Genomic DNA, 15,590 nt, shown 5'->3' with positions numbered 1-15,590 from the left:
TAGATGGTGCCGATTGCGCCGTGTTCAAGCGCGTTCACCAGCTATTTGCGTACATCCCCGTCGCCCAGCACCACGTACTTGAGCGAGGTCAGTCCTTCAATACCCACCGGCCCGCGGGCGTGGAACTTGTCGGTGCTGATGCCGATCTCGGCGCCCAGGCCATATTCAAAGCCATCGGCAAAGCGGGTGCTGGCGTTGACCATGACACTGGCCGAGTCCACCTCGCGCAGGAAGCGCTGGGCGTGCATGTGGTCGCGGGTGATGATGGCGTCGGTGTGGTGGCTGGAATAGCGGTTGATGTGCGCAATGGCTTCATCCACGCCCGCCACAACCTTGACGCTGATGATGGGCGCCAGGTATTCCTCAAACCAGTCCTGCTCGGTCGCATCGGCCAGCTTGGCTTGGGCCACACCTTGCAGCAGGGCACGGCTTTCTGCGCACACGCGCATCTCCACGCCTTTGTCGGCGTAGACCTTGCCGATCAGGGGCAGGAACTGCGCTGCCACACCACGCGCCACCAGCAAGCCCTCGGCGGCATTGCAGGGGCTGTATTTGTTGGTCTTGGCATTGTCGGCCACCTTCACGGCCATGGCGATGTCGCAGGGATCGTCCACATACACATGGCAGTTGCCATCCAGGTGCTTGATTACCGGCACCTTGGCATCGCGGCTGATGCGCTCAATCAGGCCCTTGCCGCCGCGCGGGATGATCACGTCCACGTACTGGGGCATGGTGATGAGCTGGCCCACCACGTCGCGGTCGGTGGTCTCCACCAGTTGCACCGCATCGGCGGGCAGGCCGTTCTCGGTCAGGGCCTGCTGCACCAGCTTGGCCAAAGCCTTGTTGGACTCGATCGCTTCCGAGCCGCCGCGCAGGATGCAGGCGTTGCCACTCTTGATGGACAGGCTGGCCGCTTCGATGGTCACATTGGGACGGCTCTCGAAGATCATGCCGAACACACCGATGGGTACGCGCATCTGGCCCACGCGGATGCCGCTGGGCTGCTGGCGCATGCCGATGATCTCGCCAATCACGTCGGCCATACCAGCCAGCTGCTCGCAACCATCGGCACAGGTCTCCAGCACCTTGGGGGTGAGCTTGAGGCGGTCCACCATGGGCGCCGCCAGCCCGGCAGCCGTGGCGCGTTCCAGGTCCCTGGCGTTATCCACCTGCAGGGCCTGGGTGTTCTCGCGCAGCAAGGCCGCCAGACGGCGCAAGACCTTGTTCTTGACTGCGGCGGACGCTGCGGCCATGACGCTGGAGGCGGCCTTGGCCTGCACACCCAGGGACTGGGAGTATTCGGAGATGTTGAGCGCGTTCATGTCGACATTTTCGCAGAACGCCGGGAGCCGGAAATCAGCCCTCTGAAAGCGGGCTCAATGCGGGCTGCGGGTGGCCTGCTGGGGTGCACACAAATGGCACAGCTCCAGGGCGAGTTGGTGCAACGCCTGCCAGCCACTCACCGGCCAATCGGGTTGCTTCAGGCCCTTGACGATGCCATCCACCAAATGGGCCGATTGCAGCAGATCGGCCAACGCCGCTGCAGACAGGCGTGGCAGCACCCGCTCGAACAGGCGCTCCTTGTTGCCCCAGATGCGGTTCTCGCGCAGCGCCATGGGCAACGGCTTGCCCTGGGCCATGGCGTCCTTCACCCGCTTGAGGGCACGGATGTCTTCAGCCAGGGTGTAGTGCACCAGCACCTCGGCCTCGCCCTCAGCCTGCAATCCGTCGAGCATGCGCTGCACACGTTCGGGCCTGCCCGCCAGGACGGATTCCGAAAGTTTGAATACGTCGTAGCGCGCTACGTTGAGCACCGCGCTTTCGATCTGCTCGAAAGTCAGCACGCTGCCTTGCAGGTCGGCAGGGAACAGCAACGCCAGCTTCTGGATCTCCTGATGGGCCGCCAGCAGATTGCCCTCCACGCGATCGGCAAAAAACTGCAAGCTGCGTTGCCCGGCCTCGCCAGGCTCCACGCGCAACCCCTGCGCACCCAGGCGCTGGGCAATCCACTGCGGCAGTGCGCTGCGCTCCACCGGTTGCACTTCCAGCGTCACGCCGTTGCCGTCCAGTGCCGCGAACCAGGCGCTGGACTTGGTCATCTTGTCCAGGCGCGGCAGCATCACAATGGTCAGAACCGCGTCGTTGCCCTGGGCGGCCTCAGCCAATTGCTGCAGGGCCACGCTGCCGTCCTTGCCCGGCTTGCCGCTGGGGATGCGGATTTCAATGATCTGCTTGTCGGCAAACAGGCTGAGCGAGCCGCCGGCTGCCAACACCGCACTCCAGTCGAAGTGCGCGCCGGCCACGGTGTGGGAACTGCGCTCGGAAAAGCCTTGGGCACGGGCATGGGTTCGTATGGCATCCAGCGCCTCCTGCACCAGCAGCGGCTCATCACCGTGCAGCGTGTACAGACTCTTGAGTCCACGCTGCAGATGGTTGGCGAGTTGCCCTGCGGAAACTTGCATGACGCGGACTTACTCGGGCCCTGCGGGCTTGACTGCGGCAAGACGCCGCATCAGCTGCTGCACCACATCGGATTGCATATCGCGATAGAGCAATGCCTCTTCCGTTTCCTTGGCCAACACGGCGGACTCGTTGAAGCTGATGCTGCGGTGCTGCTCGATGACGGATGGGGCGATCACATCGTCACCCTTGCTGCTGCGCAGGCGGAACCTGACCGTCAGGCGCAGTTCGTATTCACGCACCTGGCCGGAGGCATTGACGCCTACCACCACCTTCTCACGCACCTCTTGCAGGATATCCAGAATCACTTCTGGAACCTCGCCGCCAGCCTTGGGCGCCACGGGGCGCCAGGAGTCTCCCAGGTAGCGCGCTATGTCCCCTGCCACACCGGAGGCGTTTTCCGGCGTCACGGCGATGGTGCGAAAGGGCAGCGCCTGGCTGGTGCGCAGCTTGAAGCCGCAACCGGCAATGGCCGCTACAGCCACAAGGGCCAGCACGGAGCGCCGCAGAATGTTCACTTACACCACCACATTGACAAGGCGACCGGGCACCACCACAACCTTCTTGGGCAGGGCACCGGCTGCGTGGCTGACAAACACAGGGCTGGCCAATGCTGCCGCCTCTATCGTCGCCTTGTCGGCACCGGCCGCGACCACAATGGAGCCGCGCAGCTTGCCATTGATCTGCAACACCAGTTCGATTTCGTCCTGCACCAAGGCCGAAGCATCCACTTGCGGCCAAGGCGCATCCAGCAGGTCACCCAGTTGCGCAGCGTAACCCAGCTCAGACCACAGGGTGTGGGCCAAGTGCGGTGTCGCCGGGTACAGGCAACGCAGCAGGATGCCGAAGCCTTCGATCAGCGCCACTTGCGCACCGGCGCTGTCCACAGCCTTGAAGTCGTCCAGGGCGTTGATCATCTTCATGGCGCCAGACACCACGGTGTTGTATTGCATGCGCTGGTAGTCGTAGTCCACCTGCTTGAGCACCGTGTGCATTTCCAGGCGCAGGGCCTTGGCTTCCTTGCCGAACTCCACGGCCTGCAGGCTGCCCGCCTGGGCCACGCTGGCCTGCGCCTTGGAAAAGTCCATGGTGGAGAGCTTGTAGCCGAAGTTCCAGACGCGGCGCAAAAAGCGGTAGCTGCCTTCCACTGCCGCGTCGTTCCACTCCAGTGTGGCCTCGGGCGGGGCAGTGAACATGGTGTAGAGGCGTGCGGTGTCGGCGCCGTAGCGCTCGATCAGGTCCTGCGGGTCCACGCCGTTGTTCTTGGACTTGGACATGGTGCCCACGCCCTCGTAATCGATGGCAGTCCCTGCGGGCAAATCGCCCACCTGTTTGGTCAGCTTGGCACCCACGACCTTGCCGGAGGCGTCCAGCACATGCTCCACGTCGGCGGGCCAGAAGTATTCCTTGCCGCCCTTCTCGCCCTTGCGGGAATAGATGTGGTTGAGCACCATGCCTTGCGTCAGCAGCTTGGTAAAGGGTTCATCCACCTTTACCAGGCCCAGGTCGCGCATCACCTTGGTCCAGAAGCGCGCGTACAGCAGGTGCAGGATGGCGTGTTCGATACCGCCAATGTACTGGTCCATGCCGCTGCCGCCAGTGGCCTTGTTCTGGTCGGCCATCCAGTAGTCGGTGCCACCGTCCACCATCTTGTCGAGGTTGTGCGGATCGCAATAGCGCATGTAGTACCAGGAGCTGTCCACAAACGTGTCCATGGTGTCGGTTTCGCGGCGCGCGGGCTTGCCGCACACCGGGCAGACCACGCCGGCGTGGAAGCCTTCGTGCTTGTGCAGCGGATTGCCGGAACCATCGGGCACGCAGTCCTGCGGCAGCACCACGGGCAGGTCTTTTTCAGGCACGGGCACGGCACCATGCTCGTCGCAGTGGATGATGGGAATCGGCGTGCCCCAGTAGCGCTGTCGGCTCACGCCCCAATCGCGCAGGCGCCAGGTGGTCTTTTTATCGCCCAGGCCCTTGGCGTTCAACGCATGGGCCACAGCGTCCACCGCCTCCTGGTAGTTCAGGCCGCTGAATACATCGGAGTTGACCGTCACGCCACGCTGCTTGTCGGCATACCAGTCCTGCCAGCGCTCGTGGTCATAGGTCAGGCCATCAATGTGGACCACGTCGTGGATGGCAATACCGTATTTCTTGGCGAAGGCGAAGTCGCGCTCGTCGTGTGCGGGCACCCCCATCACGGCGCCGTCGCCGTAGCTCATCAGCACGTAGTTGCCCACCCACACTTCCACCGGACGGTGTGTCAGGGGATGCACCACCTGCAGACCCGTGGCCATGCCCAGCTTGTCCTTGAGTGCGAGTTCGGCCTCGGTAGTGCCACCAGCCTTGCACTCCTCAATGAATGCGGCCAGCTTGGCGTTGGTCTTGGCCGCGTGCTGCGCCAGGGGATGCTCGGGTGCCACGGCGCAGAAGGTCACGCCCATGATGGTGTCGGCACGGGTGGTGAACACGTACATGTGCCCGTCGCCAATGAGCTTGCCATCATCACCGGCAATGGTGTGGGTGAACGCAAAGCGCACACCCTCGCTCTTGCCGATCCAGTTTTCCTGCATCAGGCGCACGCGCTCCGGCCAGCCGTTGAGCGTGGCCTTGTCGTTGCCCAGCTGCACGTGGTCCAGCAGCTCTTGCGCGTAATCGGTGATCTTGAGGTAGTAACCGGGAATCTCGCGCTTTTCGACGGTGGCACCGGTTCTCCAGCCCTTGCCGTCGATCACCTGCTCATTGGCCAGCACGGTCTGGTCCACCGGGTCCCAGTTGACGATCTGGGTCTTGCGGTAGGCAATGCCCTTCTCCAGCATCTTCAGAAACAGCCACTGGTTCCATTTGTAGTAGCTCGGGTCACAGGTGGTGACCTCGCGGCTCCAGTCGATGGCCAGCCCCATGGCCTGCATCTGGCCCTTCATGTAGGCGATGTTCTCGTAGGTCCACTTGGCCGGCGGCACTTTGTTCTTGAGTGCGGCGTTCTCGGCAGGCAGGCCGAAGGCGTCCCAGCCCATAGGCATGAGCACGTTGTAACCGTTCATGCGCAAGTAGCGCGTGAGCATGTCGTTGATGGTGTAGTTGCGCACGTGGCCCATGTGCAGCTTGCCACTGGGGTAGGGCAGCATGGAGCAGGCGTAGAACTTCTTGCGTGGCTTGCCGTTGGCATCCAGCGCGTTTTCCACCACTTGGTAGGCATTGCGGCCGCTCCACAAAGGCTGCGCCCAATGGGCTTGCGCTGCTTTTTCTACGTCGAGGTGCTGGTATTTGTCTTGCATGGGTGTTGACGCGGCCCATTGGCCGCAAAGGAAGTGCTTGGAGTGATTTTAGGCGCTGCGCCACAGGCCATCCGGGCGCAGCCCGGCAACCGCCTTGGGAAGCAGCCGATGGCAGGTTACGACTTGGCTTTGTCCGGCGCTTGCGCAACAAAGCCGATGCGGCTCAAACCAGCCTTTTGCGCCTGCCCCATGACTTCCACCACGCGACCATAAGGAACGGTGGTATCTGCACGCAAACGTACTTCTGCCTCTGGATTGGCCTTGGCCGTCTTGTCCAGCAGAAGATCGAGTGACTCCGTCGTCTGCAGCGCGTCTTCGACAAACACCTGACCGCCACGGTCAATCGTGATTTCCACAAACTTGGGCGCATTCGACGCCGTGGCCGAAGCCTTGGGCAAATCCACCTGCACCGAGCTGACCATCAAGGGCGCGGTAATGATGAAAATAACCAGCAGCACCAACATGACATCGATCAACGGTGTCATGTTGATGTCGCTCATGGGTGCGGAGCCTTGGCTGCGCTCCAATTTACCGAAGCTCATAGTTCTTGCGTCAGCAACAGTTCGCGCAGGTCGCGGGCGAAGCCTTCCAGATCCGCCTCGATGCGCCCGATGGAGCGGCCCAGAATGTTGTAGCCCAGCACCGCCGGAATGGCCACAGCCAGGCCAGCGGCGGTCATGATGAGAGACTCCCCCACCGGCCCGGAGATTTTCTCTATGCTGATCTGCCCTGCTCCGGCGATGCCCATCAGTGCGTGGTAGATACCCCAGACGGTTCCCAGCAATCCAACGAAGGGGGCAGTGGAGCCTACGGTCGCCAGCAACACCTGGCCCGACTGCAACTTGCGCAGCGCGGCATGCAAGGCACCACGCAACACCCGGGTGAGCTGCTGCGAACGATCTCCCCTGCTAGCCATATTGCCTGCACCCGGCTCCACTGCAGCGGCCGTCACCAAGGCGGCAACCAGTTGCTCCCGATCCAGTGCCCGAACCACAGACAAACCATCTTCATAAGAGGCTGCCTGCCAGAACGCCTGGGTACTGCGGCCCACGTCTTTGGATGCACGCTGCAACAACCACGACTTCCACAGCAGGACTACCCAGCTGCCTACGGACATCAGCAACAAGAGCATGGCCACGGCGCTGCTCACAGCGTCGCGACGAAAGAGCAGATCGAGTGCGTTCACTTCAGCCCCAGTACATCAAACATGTCAAACATCCCGGACTTGCGTCCAGCCAGAAAACGCACAGCCCGCAAACTGCCCTGTGCATAGGTGACGCGGCTGGAAGACTTGTGGCTGATCTCGATGCGCTCGCCAATGCCGGCAAACAGTACGGTGTGATCACCCACGATGTCGCCGCCGCGTATCGTGGCAAAGCCGATGCTCGAAGGGTCCCGCTCACCGGTCACCCCTTCACGCGCATAGACAGCGCAATCCTTCAGATCCCGCCCCAAGGCGCCGGCAATGACCTCACCCATCTTGAGCGCGGTACCCGAGGGCGCGTCCACCTTGTAGCGATGATGGGCCTCCACGATCTCGATGTCGTATCCGGTGGAAAGAACCTTGGCCGCCATCTCCAGCAACTTGAGTGTGACATTCACGCCCACGCTCATGTTGGGCGCCATCATGATGGCAATGTCCTTGGAAGCCGCATCGATTTCGGCTTTCTGTGCCTCGGTAAACCCGGTGGTACCTATCACCATGGATACACCCAGTTCGCGGCACACACGTACATGCTCCAGCGTGCCTTCGGGGCGGGTAAAGTCAATCAGCACCTGGCTGTTCGCAAGGCCAGCACGCAGGTCGGACGTGATCAACACGCCGGTGGGCTGCCCGGAAAAGGAACCTGCATCCTTGCCAATGGCTGGGCTGGAGGCGATATCCAGCGCACCGGTCAACGTGCAGTCGTCGGCAGCGCGCACCGCATCAACCAACATCTGCCCCATTCGGCCGGAGGCGCCAGCAACTGCAATTCTGTGGGTCATGGTCCCGATCCTGTCCTGGGAAATTGAAAGTAGTTATTTGCCCGTGGGCTCAAGTGGAGGGTACACAGAAGCCGCCTTGGCCGCAGGCGCCGCAGCGGCCGGTTTGGCTGGGGCCGGGAATTTCTCAAGGCTTTCCGCCGAGGCTTCCATGGGCGGAAGCTTTTCGGGCGGGGCCATGGGTTTGAGGGTAGCCACAAATTCGGCCTCGGAGGGGAGATCATCCGCCTCATACCGATCCAGGTTCTCGCCCTTGAAGTAGACGGTCACGTGGCGGGATTGCGGCTCCACACCCTGGCGACGAAAGGTAAACACATAGTCCCAGCGATCCGCGTGGAAAACACTTGTAAGCAAAGGTGTACCCAATATATCCCGCACGACGCTGCGGGGCATTCCGGTCTTCAGGGCATTGACCTGTTCACGCGTCACCACATTGCCTTGCACGCGGTCAATGCGGTAGGGCGAAACAACGTCCAACCAGCTCTTGGTAGAGGGCGCACTGGAGCATGCTGTCAGGCTCCCGATCAGCAAGGCCAGCGGCAGCAGAAAAGGACGCAAACGAAAAGTGTCAAGCATGAATGGGGGAGTGAGCGATATGATCGGACCATTGTAGCGGTTGGGCCTCTGCCGGGCGGCTGAGCTTTTCCGGCGTTTCAGACACCATGACCAACATCGACGAACTCAAGAACACCGGCCTCAAAGCCACTGCACCGCGCCTGAAAATTCTGGAAGTTTTCCAGCGCGGCAAGCATCGCCACATGACGGCCGAGGACGTGTACCGCATCTTGCTGGATGAACGCTCCGATGTGGGTCTGGCGACGGTCTACCGCGTACTGACCCAGTTCGAACAGGCTGGCATTCTGATCCGCAGCCATTTCGAGAGCGACAAGGCTGTCTATGAGCTCGACGAGGGGCAGCACCATGACCACTTGGTGTGCCTGGATTGCGGCAAGGTGGAAGAGTTTTACGATCCGGAAATTGAAAAGCGCCAGCACGCAGTGGCCAAGGCCAAGGGCTTCACCATTTCCGACCATGCACTGAGCCTGTACGCACACTGCAACCGAACCAACTGCCCCAACCGCAGCACCTGAGTGGTCGGGGCCATGCCGGGGCAATCAGCCCTGCGCCATGGCCTTGCGATGCCGCTCCACAAACTCCTGATAGGTATCGATACCGCGCAACTGCAGGATGGTGTTGCGCACGGCAGCCTCCACCAGCACGGCGATGTTGCGACCGGCCACCACCTGGATCACCACCTTGCGCACCGGCACACCAAGAACGTCCTGGGTAAGCGGCTCATAGGGGATGCGCTCGTATTCGCGCTCCAGGGTTTCGCGACGCACCAAATGCACGATGAGCTTGAGTCGCATCTTGCGGCGTACCGCGGTTTCACCAAAGATGGCGCGGATGTCGAGCAGGCCGATGCCACGCACCTCCAGCAGGTTTTGCAGCAACTCCGGGCAGCGCCCTTCAATCGTGGTTTGGTTGATGCGAAACAGGTCCACGGCGTCGTCGGCCACCAGACCGTTGCCGCGGGAAATCAGCTCCAGGCCCAGCTCGCTCTTGCCCAGACCGGATTCACCGGTAATGAGTACGCCCAGACCCAGAATGTCGATGAACACGCCGTGCATGGAAGTGCGGTCGGCAAAGTGTTTGGACAAATACGCACGCAGCACGTCAATCACGAAGGCAGATGACTCACGCGTGGAGAACATGGGTATTTGCGCCCGCTCGCACATGGACAGCAGTGCTTGCGGCGCGGTCTGACCGTCAGCCAGGACCAGTACCGGCGGCTCCAGCGTCACGATGCGTGAGACGCGGCGGGCACAGTCTTCTGGTGCCGCATTGGTGATGTAGGCCACCTCGCGCTCACCCAGAATCTGCACACGGTACGGATGGATGTAGTTGAGATAGCCCACCAGATCCGCACCCGAGCGGGCGGCGCGCACAGCCACTTCGTCAAAGCGGCGCTCGGAAGCACCCAGGCCTGCCACCCACTCCCAGCGCAAGGTCCCGCGGAACTCCTCGAACAGGACGTCAGCGCTGACTGCAGTGGGTTTCACAGGGCGAGTGCGGGGAGATTCAGGCCGTGCGAGCGGACTGCCAGCCTGCAATCAGGCTGTGCAGATGCAAGGAGTCTGTCGTCTTTGTCATTTCGTCGCGCAAACTTGCGTCACTGAGCAATTCGGCGATTTCAGAAAGGATTTCCAGGTGTTTCTGCGTAGCAGCCTCTGGCACCAAAAGGAAGATCAGCAGATTGACTGCTTGGTCATCCGGTGCATCAAACCCGATTGGCTGAGCCAACTGAAACACCGCAGCCAGCGGGGCCTTCAGGCCTTTGATCCGGCCATGGGGAATGGCCACGCCATGACCCAGCCCTGTGGAGCCCAGTCGCTCCCTGGAAAACAGGCTGTCGGTCACCAGCGCACGGCTGAGACCATGTTGGTTCTCAAATAGCAAGCCGGCCTCTTCGAAAGCGCGTTTCTTGCTGGTGACTTCCACTTGCGCAATGACTTGCGCGGGAGGCAGGATGCGGGCGAGTTGGTTCATGATGGAGTGGTGCGATTATGCACATAAAAAAACCGCCCTGATCAGGGCGGTTTGAGCGGATTCTACTGTGAATTACATCAGTCGCTTGGGAGCGTCATGGTGGTGGTTCTGCACTCTGTCCTTGTGGCGCACCACCTGACGATCCAGTTTGTCCACCAGTTCGTCGACCGCAGCATAGAGGTCTTGATGGGAACTTTCGGCGAACATATCGCTACCTTTTACGTGAATGTTGCACTCCGCTCGCTGCCGCCGCTCCTTTTCCTTCTGCTTTTCCACCGTGAGCAACACCTTGACATCGACCACCTGATCAAAGTGCCGCATGATGCGGTCCAGCTTGACCGTTACATAGCTGCGCAAGGCTGGGGTCACTTCCAGGTGATGACCACTGATTGTCAAATTCATAAATAGCCTCCAGTTACTCTCGGGGTTGAAAAAGCGCTCGCAGAACACGAAGCGCACAGAAGAATCAAACGACTTTCGAACTGCATTGTTTTCACTATGCACCCGAAAATAGGGGTTGGCAACGACATTTTTTTGATGCGCCGCAACATCGTGAGGCCATTGCTGGTTGCGTGCTCGTCTTTGGCCTTTTAATCCATCCATTTGCCCCCACACCAAGCCCCATGGCCACTTCAATCAAGCTATCCCGCGCAATTGCTCCCGTATCCAGCTTCAAAGGAATCCAGTCCACCAGCTACGTCCTGGCGGGCGGACTTTGCGTTGCCATCCTGGTGTATGGGCTCCTGCCGGGGTTGCTGGCGGTCTGCCTGGGCCATCTGCTGGCCACCTTGCTGGTGGGCAACGATAGAAAGCGTGGTCCGCACCTGCGTCCGGCCTGGGCGGCTGCTCTGGTCGTGGTACTGCCCATCGCGGCAATGGTCCTGCTGGCGCTCAATGCCAAAGGAGTTGCATTTGGCGCCGTGGCCCAGTACCAGGCATTGCTGCACCATCTGGCGGGCACCGTGCTGGAGATACGGCAAAAGCTGCCGCCAGACCTGGCTTCCCACCTGCCCGATGAACTGCTGGCCGCGCAAAGCTGGCTGGTGCAATACCTGCAATCGCAGGCCCGCGCGCTGACCGGGTTCGGAACCGCAGGATTGCGCGGTGCATTGCTCGTGTACGTGGGATTGGTCGTGGGCGCGCTGATGGTGGGCACACCCGAGCCGCTCAGCCGCGGCCCTCTGCGCCAGGCCCTGCGCCAGCGTGGCAGCGATTTCATGAAAGCCTTTCGCCAGATCGTGGTGGCGCAGTTCTGGATTGCCGCATTCAATGCGGCTTGCACCGCAGTCTTCCTGTGGGGCGCGCTGCCTCTGGCTGGCGTGACTATTCCATACACCACCACACTGATCAGCCTGACGTTTGTGGCCGGTCTGATTCCCATTGTGGGCAACCTGCTGTGCAACAGCGTGCTCACGGTAGCCGGGGTTTCCGTATCGCCCGCCGTCGGTTTGGCCTGCCTGCTGTTCCTGGTGGCCATCCACAAGTTTGAATACTTCATCAATGCCAAAGTGGTTGGCAGGCGTACCAACACAGCCGCCTGGGAACTGCTCACGGTGATGTTCATCGGCGAGGCCATTTTTGGCATGGCCGGTCTGGTGGCGGCCCCTCTGTACTACGCCTACGTCAAACGCGAGTTGCATGACGCTGCGCTGATTTGATCGGCGCAATATTTCTGCAAGACGGCCTCTTTGCGCATTGGCACCGCCTTGCGGTGCGATAATTTCGCCCATCTCAGCTCTTGGAGAACACTCCTTGGAAAACTACCCCAGTCGGTAGCTTTCAACTCCCACTCATGCACCGGGGTTGAAAGCGGACCCTAGCCCCTTGCATTGATTCCAAACCCTTGGGAGTGAGCCATGCTCAACATCTTTACGCTTGCCAATGGACGCCTCTTCCAGGAAGAGATCGAGTCCCTGGAGGAGCTCTCCAAATTCCAACCCATCTGGGTGGACCTTGAATCGCCGACGCTGGAAGAAAAGCGCTGGATCAAACAGTATTACGGTCTGTCCATTCCCGAAGACGCGATGGACGAGGACATCGAAGAATCCGCGCGTTTCTACGCCGAAGACAATGGCGAGATCCACATCCGCAGTGACTTTCTGGTCGCCGACGATGACGAGCCGCGTGCCGTACGCGCTGCGTTCATCCTGAATCTGGTCAACGACGATCTGCGCAGCAAGGGCATCCTGTTCTCCATCCATGATGAAGACGTGCCGGTGTTCCGTCTGCTGCGCATGCGTGCGCGCCGGGCTCCGGGCCTGATTGAAGATGCCAAGGAAGTACTGCTCAAACTGTTCGACGCTGATGCCGAGTACTCAGCCGACACGCTGGAAGGCATTTATGACGAGCTGGAAAAGGTCAGCAAGAAAGTACTGTCCGGCAGGGTGACCGACGCCATCGCCGGTGAAGCACTTGCGGCCATTGCACGCCACGAGGACATGAGCGGACGCATCCGCCGCAATGTGATGGATACCCGCCGCGCCGTGAGTTTTCTGATGCGCAGCAAGATGCTGACTGCCGAGCAATTCGATGATGCGCGGCAGATTCTGCGCGACATCGACTCGCTGGACAGCCACACTGCCTTCCTGTTCGACAAGATCAACTTTTTGATGGACGCCACGGTGGGTTTCATCAACATCAACCAGAACAAGATCATCAAGATTTTCTCGGTGGCCAGTGTCGCCCTGCTGCCGCCCACCCTGGTGGCCAGCGTGTACGGCATGAACCTGAAATTCCCCGAGCTGGAAATTCTGGGCGGCTGGAGCTACCCCTACACCGTCAGCATGATGATCGCCAGCGCGCTGGTACCCATGTGGTACTTTTACAAGCGCGGCTGGCTGTCCTGACAGGTCCGCACGAACTCCGCGATGATGCGTCGGGCATAGACGCTGGCCACGTCCCGGACAAACACCGGGAAGTCCGCATGCGCCGTATCGTCCGCCCGGTCGGAGATGGCGCGCACCGCCGCAAAGGGCAAGCCGTAGTCGTGGCAGACCTGGGCTACGGCAGCTCCTTCCATCTCCACCGCCAGCGGCTCGTGGCCATGGAGGCGCAAGGTGTCCACAATGCGCGCAGTCTCTTCCTGTCCGTTGACAAAGCGGTCCCCGCTGGCAACCAGCCCCTGGTGCACCATGGGGGCACGCCCCGCGTGTTGCACGCCTTGCAGGCCCACCACACAGGCAAACACCAGCGCCCGAGCCAGCGCAGCATCGGCGCCGATGGCGGTCTGTCCGGTCAAGGGAATCTGGTAGCGCGGGAACAGGGGTGAAGCATCCATATCGTGCTGCACATAGCCAGTGCCCACCACCACATCGCCCACCTGAACATTGCGCCCCACGCCACCGGCGACACCAGTGAACACGATGGCACCCACACCAAAGCGCTCTATGAGGGCGGCACTGGTGGTCGCAGCGGCAACCTTGCCGATGCGGGACAAGGCCAGCACGACTGGCAGGCCATCAAGCGCACCCTGCCAGAATTCTCGCCCGGCATGGGTCACGCGTTGCGCGCCCTGGAGTTGATCCACCAGGCCCGCCTGCTCTTCAGCCAACGCGCTCAGAATGGCCAGAGGACGCGCAGCCGAAATCATTTCTCGCGCAACTCACGGCGCAGCACCTTGCCCACCGGCGTCTTGGGAAGTTCATCACGGAACTCGACGATCTTGGGCTGTTTGTAACCGGTGAGGTTTTCCTTGCAGTAGGCACGCACATCGGCTTCGGTCAGAGCCGGGTCCTTGCGCACAATGACCAGCTTCACCGCTTCACCGGACTTGGCATCGCTCACACCCACGCAAGCGCACTCCATCACGCCGGGCATCTGGCCAATCACATCTTCCAGCTCGTTGGGGAAGACGTTGAATCCGCTCACAAGAATCATGTCTTTCTTGCGGTCCACAATCTTGAAAAAGCCGCGTGCATCCATCACGCCGATGTCACCGGTCTTGAAGTAGCCATCGGGTGTCATGACCTTGGCGGTTTCATCGGGACGCTGCCAATAGCCGGCCATGACCTGCGGCCCCTTGATGGCGATTTCACCGGATGCCCCGGCGGGCGCATCATTGCCTTCATCGTCCAGCAGCCGGAGATAGGTGCTGGGCAACGGCACACCGATGGTGCCGGTGTATTCGGTTGAAGTGACCGGGTTGCAGGTCACCGAGGGTGAGGTTTCGCTCAGGCCGTAGCCCTCGCAAATCGGGCAACCGGTCTTCTCCAGCCACAACTTGGCCACGGCGCTCTGCACGGCCGTGCCGCCTCCTACAGCCACCTTCAGGTGACTCCAGTCCACGGTATGGAAATCGGGATGCACGGCCAGCGCATTGAACAGGGTATTGACCGCCGGCAGACTGTGGATGGTGTGCTTGGAGAGTTCCTTGAGTACGGCCGGAATATCTCGCGGATTAGGGATAAGTATCAGCTTGCCCCCGGTACGCATGGACAGCATCATGCCCACCGTGAACGCAAAGATATGGTAGAGCGGCAAGGCACAGACAGTGGTGGGCTGCTCCCCAGCAGGCACCTTGGCCATGACCGGCGCATTCCATGCTTCGGACTGCAAGGTGTTGGCCACCACATTGCGATGCAACAGCACGGCGCCCTTGGATACGCCCGTGGTTCCACCGGTGTACTGCAGCACGGCCACATCTTCGGCCTTGTAGACCGGTTTGGTGAACATCGCCTTGGCGCCCCGTGCCACTGCCTGGTTGAATCGCACGGCAGTAGGTAGGTTGAAGGCGGGAACCATCTTCTTGACGTTGCGCACCACGTAGTTCACCAGTGCGCCCTTGAGAGTGCCCAACTGGTCGCCCATGGCACACAACACCACGTGCTTGACCGGCGTGGCGGCGATGCACTTCTCCAGCGTGGCGGCAAAGTTCTCAATGATGACAATGGCCTTGGCGCTGCTGTCCTTGAGCTGCTGCTCCAGTTCGCGCGGCGTGTACAGCGGATTCACATTCACCACCACCATGCCGGCACGCAGAATCGCCGCCACTGCCACAGGGTATTGTGGTACGTTGGGCATCATGATGGCCACGCGATCACCCTTGACTAGACCCAGGCTTTGCAGATAGCCAGCAAACGCCTGGCTCAAGGTGTCCACCTGGGCGTAGGAAACATCCTGCCCCATGAAGCTGTAGGCAACCCGATCCGCGTATTTGTGGAAACACTCTTCCATCAAATCGACGAGCGAGCCGTAGACGCTCGCATCGATGTCCGCAGGCACGCCCGCCGGGTAACTCTCAAGCCAGATACGTTCGACCATGTGTTTTGTCTCCATCCTTTTCACAGGACTCCAACGTGGCACATCAGAATGTGCCGCTGCGCC

At 61.0% G+C, this 15,590-nt stretch carries 16 protein-coding genes; 3 read left to right on the top strand and 13 right to left on the bottom strand.

Translation table 11 applies throughout. The annotated features are described in order from the left end of the window. Nucleotides 1-41: 41 nt before the first annotated feature. The 8 genes from AAGF34_RS09660 to bamE all read right to left on the bottom strand — a co-directional run bounded on the left by AAGF34_RS09660 (nt 42) and on the right by bamE (nt 8,294). Entirely contained in the window at nt 42-1,322 is a 1,281-nt protein-coding gene (locus AAGF34_RS09660; RefSeq protein ID WP_342620399.1) for a glutamate-5-semialdehyde dehydrogenase, read from the bottom strand. Nucleotides 1,323-1,376: 54 nt separating this feature from the next. Beyond that, a complete protein-coding gene (holA, locus tag AAGF34_RS09655) occupies nt 1,377-2,462 on the bottom strand; it encodes a DNA polymerase III subunit delta (RefSeq protein ID WP_342620398.1) in 1,086 nt (361 codons plus the stop codon). Between the two features lie 9 nt (nt 2,463-2,471). Next, on the bottom strand, nt 2,472-2,978 hold the full coding sequence (lptE, locus tag AAGF34_RS09650; RefSeq protein ID WP_342620397.1) for an LPS assembly lipoprotein LptE: 507 nt from the start codon (nt 2,976-2,978) through the stop codon (nt 2,472-2,474). After that, nucleotides 2,979-5,735, bottom strand: coding sequence for a leucine--tRNA ligase (gene leuS, locus AAGF34_RS09645; RefSeq protein WP_342620396.1), 2,757 nt, complete (start codon nt 5,733-5,735; stop codon nt 2,979-2,981). 116 nt (nt 5,736-5,851) lie between these two features. Then, complete coding sequence (locus AAGF34_RS09640; protein ID WP_342620395.1) at nt 5,852-6,277, bottom strand: biopolymer transporter ExbD; 426 nt, start codon at nt 6,275-6,277, stop codon at nt 5,852-5,854. Continuing rightward, entirely contained in the window at nt 6,274-6,921 is a 648-nt protein-coding gene (locus tag AAGF34_RS09635; protein ID WP_342620394.1) for a MotA/TolQ/ExbB proton channel family protein, read from the bottom strand. Before AAGF34_RS09635 ends, AAGF34_RS09640 begins: the two co-directional genes overlap by 4 nt. Next, the gene (gene dapB, locus AAGF34_RS09630) at nt 6,918-7,721 is read right to left on the bottom strand and encodes a 4-hydroxy-tetrahydrodipicolinate reductase (protein WP_342620393.1); all 804 of its coding nucleotides are present in this window, start codon (nt 7,719-7,721) and stop codon (nt 6,918-6,920) included. Before dapB ends, AAGF34_RS09635 begins: the two co-directional genes overlap by 4 nt. Nucleotides 7,722-7,754: 33 nt before the next feature. Beyond that, a complete protein-coding gene (gene bamE, locus AAGF34_RS09625) occupies nt 7,755-8,294 on the bottom strand; it encodes an outer membrane protein assembly factor BamE (protein WP_342620392.1) in 540 nt (179 codons plus the stop codon). Between the two features lie 86 nt (nt 8,295-8,380). On the opposite strand from bamE, the gene fur reads away from it, so the two are divergent. Then, a complete protein-coding gene (gene fur / locus AAGF34_RS09620) occupies nt 8,381-8,809 on the top strand; it encodes a ferric iron uptake transcriptional regulator (RefSeq protein WP_342620391.1) in 429 nt (142 codons plus the stop codon). A 24-nt stretch (nt 8,810-8,833) separates the two neighbouring features. Here fur and hprK read toward each other — a convergent pair whose 3' ends face one another. The 3 genes from hprK to raiA all read right to left on the bottom strand — a co-directional run bounded on the left by hprK (nt 8,834) and on the right by raiA (nt 10,670). Continuing rightward, a complete protein-coding gene (gene hprK, locus AAGF34_RS09615; protein ID WP_342620390.1) occupies nt 8,834-9,781 on the bottom strand; it encodes an HPr(Ser) kinase/phosphatase in 948 nt (315 codons plus the stop codon). Nucleotides 9,782-9,800: 19 nt separating this feature from the next. Beyond that, nucleotides 9,801-10,268: a PTS sugar transporter subunit IIA gene (locus AAGF34_RS09610; protein WP_342620389.1), complete on the bottom strand. Its 468-nt coding sequence runs from the start codon at nt 10,266-10,268 to the stop codon at nt 9,801-9,803. A gap of 72 nt (nt 10,269-10,340) precedes the next feature. Beyond that, the gene (gene raiA, locus AAGF34_RS09605) at nt 10,341-10,670 is read right to left on the bottom strand and encodes a ribosome-associated translation inhibitor RaiA (protein WP_342621071.1); all 330 of its coding nucleotides are present in this window, start codon (nt 10,668-10,670) and stop codon (nt 10,341-10,343) included. A gap of 221 nt (nt 10,671-10,891) precedes the next feature. On the opposite strand from raiA, the gene AAGF34_RS09600 reads away from it, so the two are divergent. Further along, nucleotides 10,892-11,926, top strand: a complete 1,035-nt coding sequence (locus AAGF34_RS09600) for an AI-2E family transporter (protein ID WP_342620388.1) — start codon at nt 10,892-10,894, stop codon at nt 11,924-11,926. 198 nt (nt 11,927-12,124) lie between these two features. Beyond that, a complete protein-coding gene (locus AAGF34_RS09595) occupies nt 12,125-13,114 on the top strand; it encodes a magnesium and cobalt transport protein CorA (RefSeq protein ID WP_342620387.1) in 990 nt (329 codons plus the stop codon). On the opposite strand, the gene AAGF34_RS09590 is transcribed toward AAGF34_RS09595, so the two are convergent. Both AAGF34_RS09590 and AAGF34_RS09585 read right to left on the bottom strand, forming a co-directional pair. Then, a complete protein-coding gene (locus AAGF34_RS09590) occupies nt 13,090-13,857 on the bottom strand; it encodes a 5'-methylthioadenosine/adenosylhomocysteine nucleosidase (RefSeq protein WP_342620386.1) in 768 nt (255 codons plus the stop codon). The genes AAGF34_RS09595 and AAGF34_RS09590 overlap by 25 nt on opposite strands. Next, a complete protein-coding gene (locus AAGF34_RS09585; RefSeq protein ID WP_342620385.1) occupies nt 13,854-15,527 on the bottom strand; it encodes a long-chain-fatty-acid--CoA ligase in 1,674 nt (557 codons plus the stop codon). Before AAGF34_RS09585 ends, AAGF34_RS09590 begins: the two co-directional genes overlap by 4 nt. Between the last annotated feature and the right edge of the window lie 63 nt (nt 15,528-15,590).

It is taken from the genome of Rhodoferax sp. GW822-FHT02A01, from assembly GCF_038784515.1.
In the GTDB taxonomy this organism is placed as follows: Bacteria; Pseudomonadota; Gammaproteobacteria; order Burkholderiales; family Burkholderiaceae_C; genus Allorhodoferax.
The sequence above is the reverse complement of the archived record's forward strand: the minus strand, read 5'-3'. Positions and strand labels throughout refer to the sequence as shown.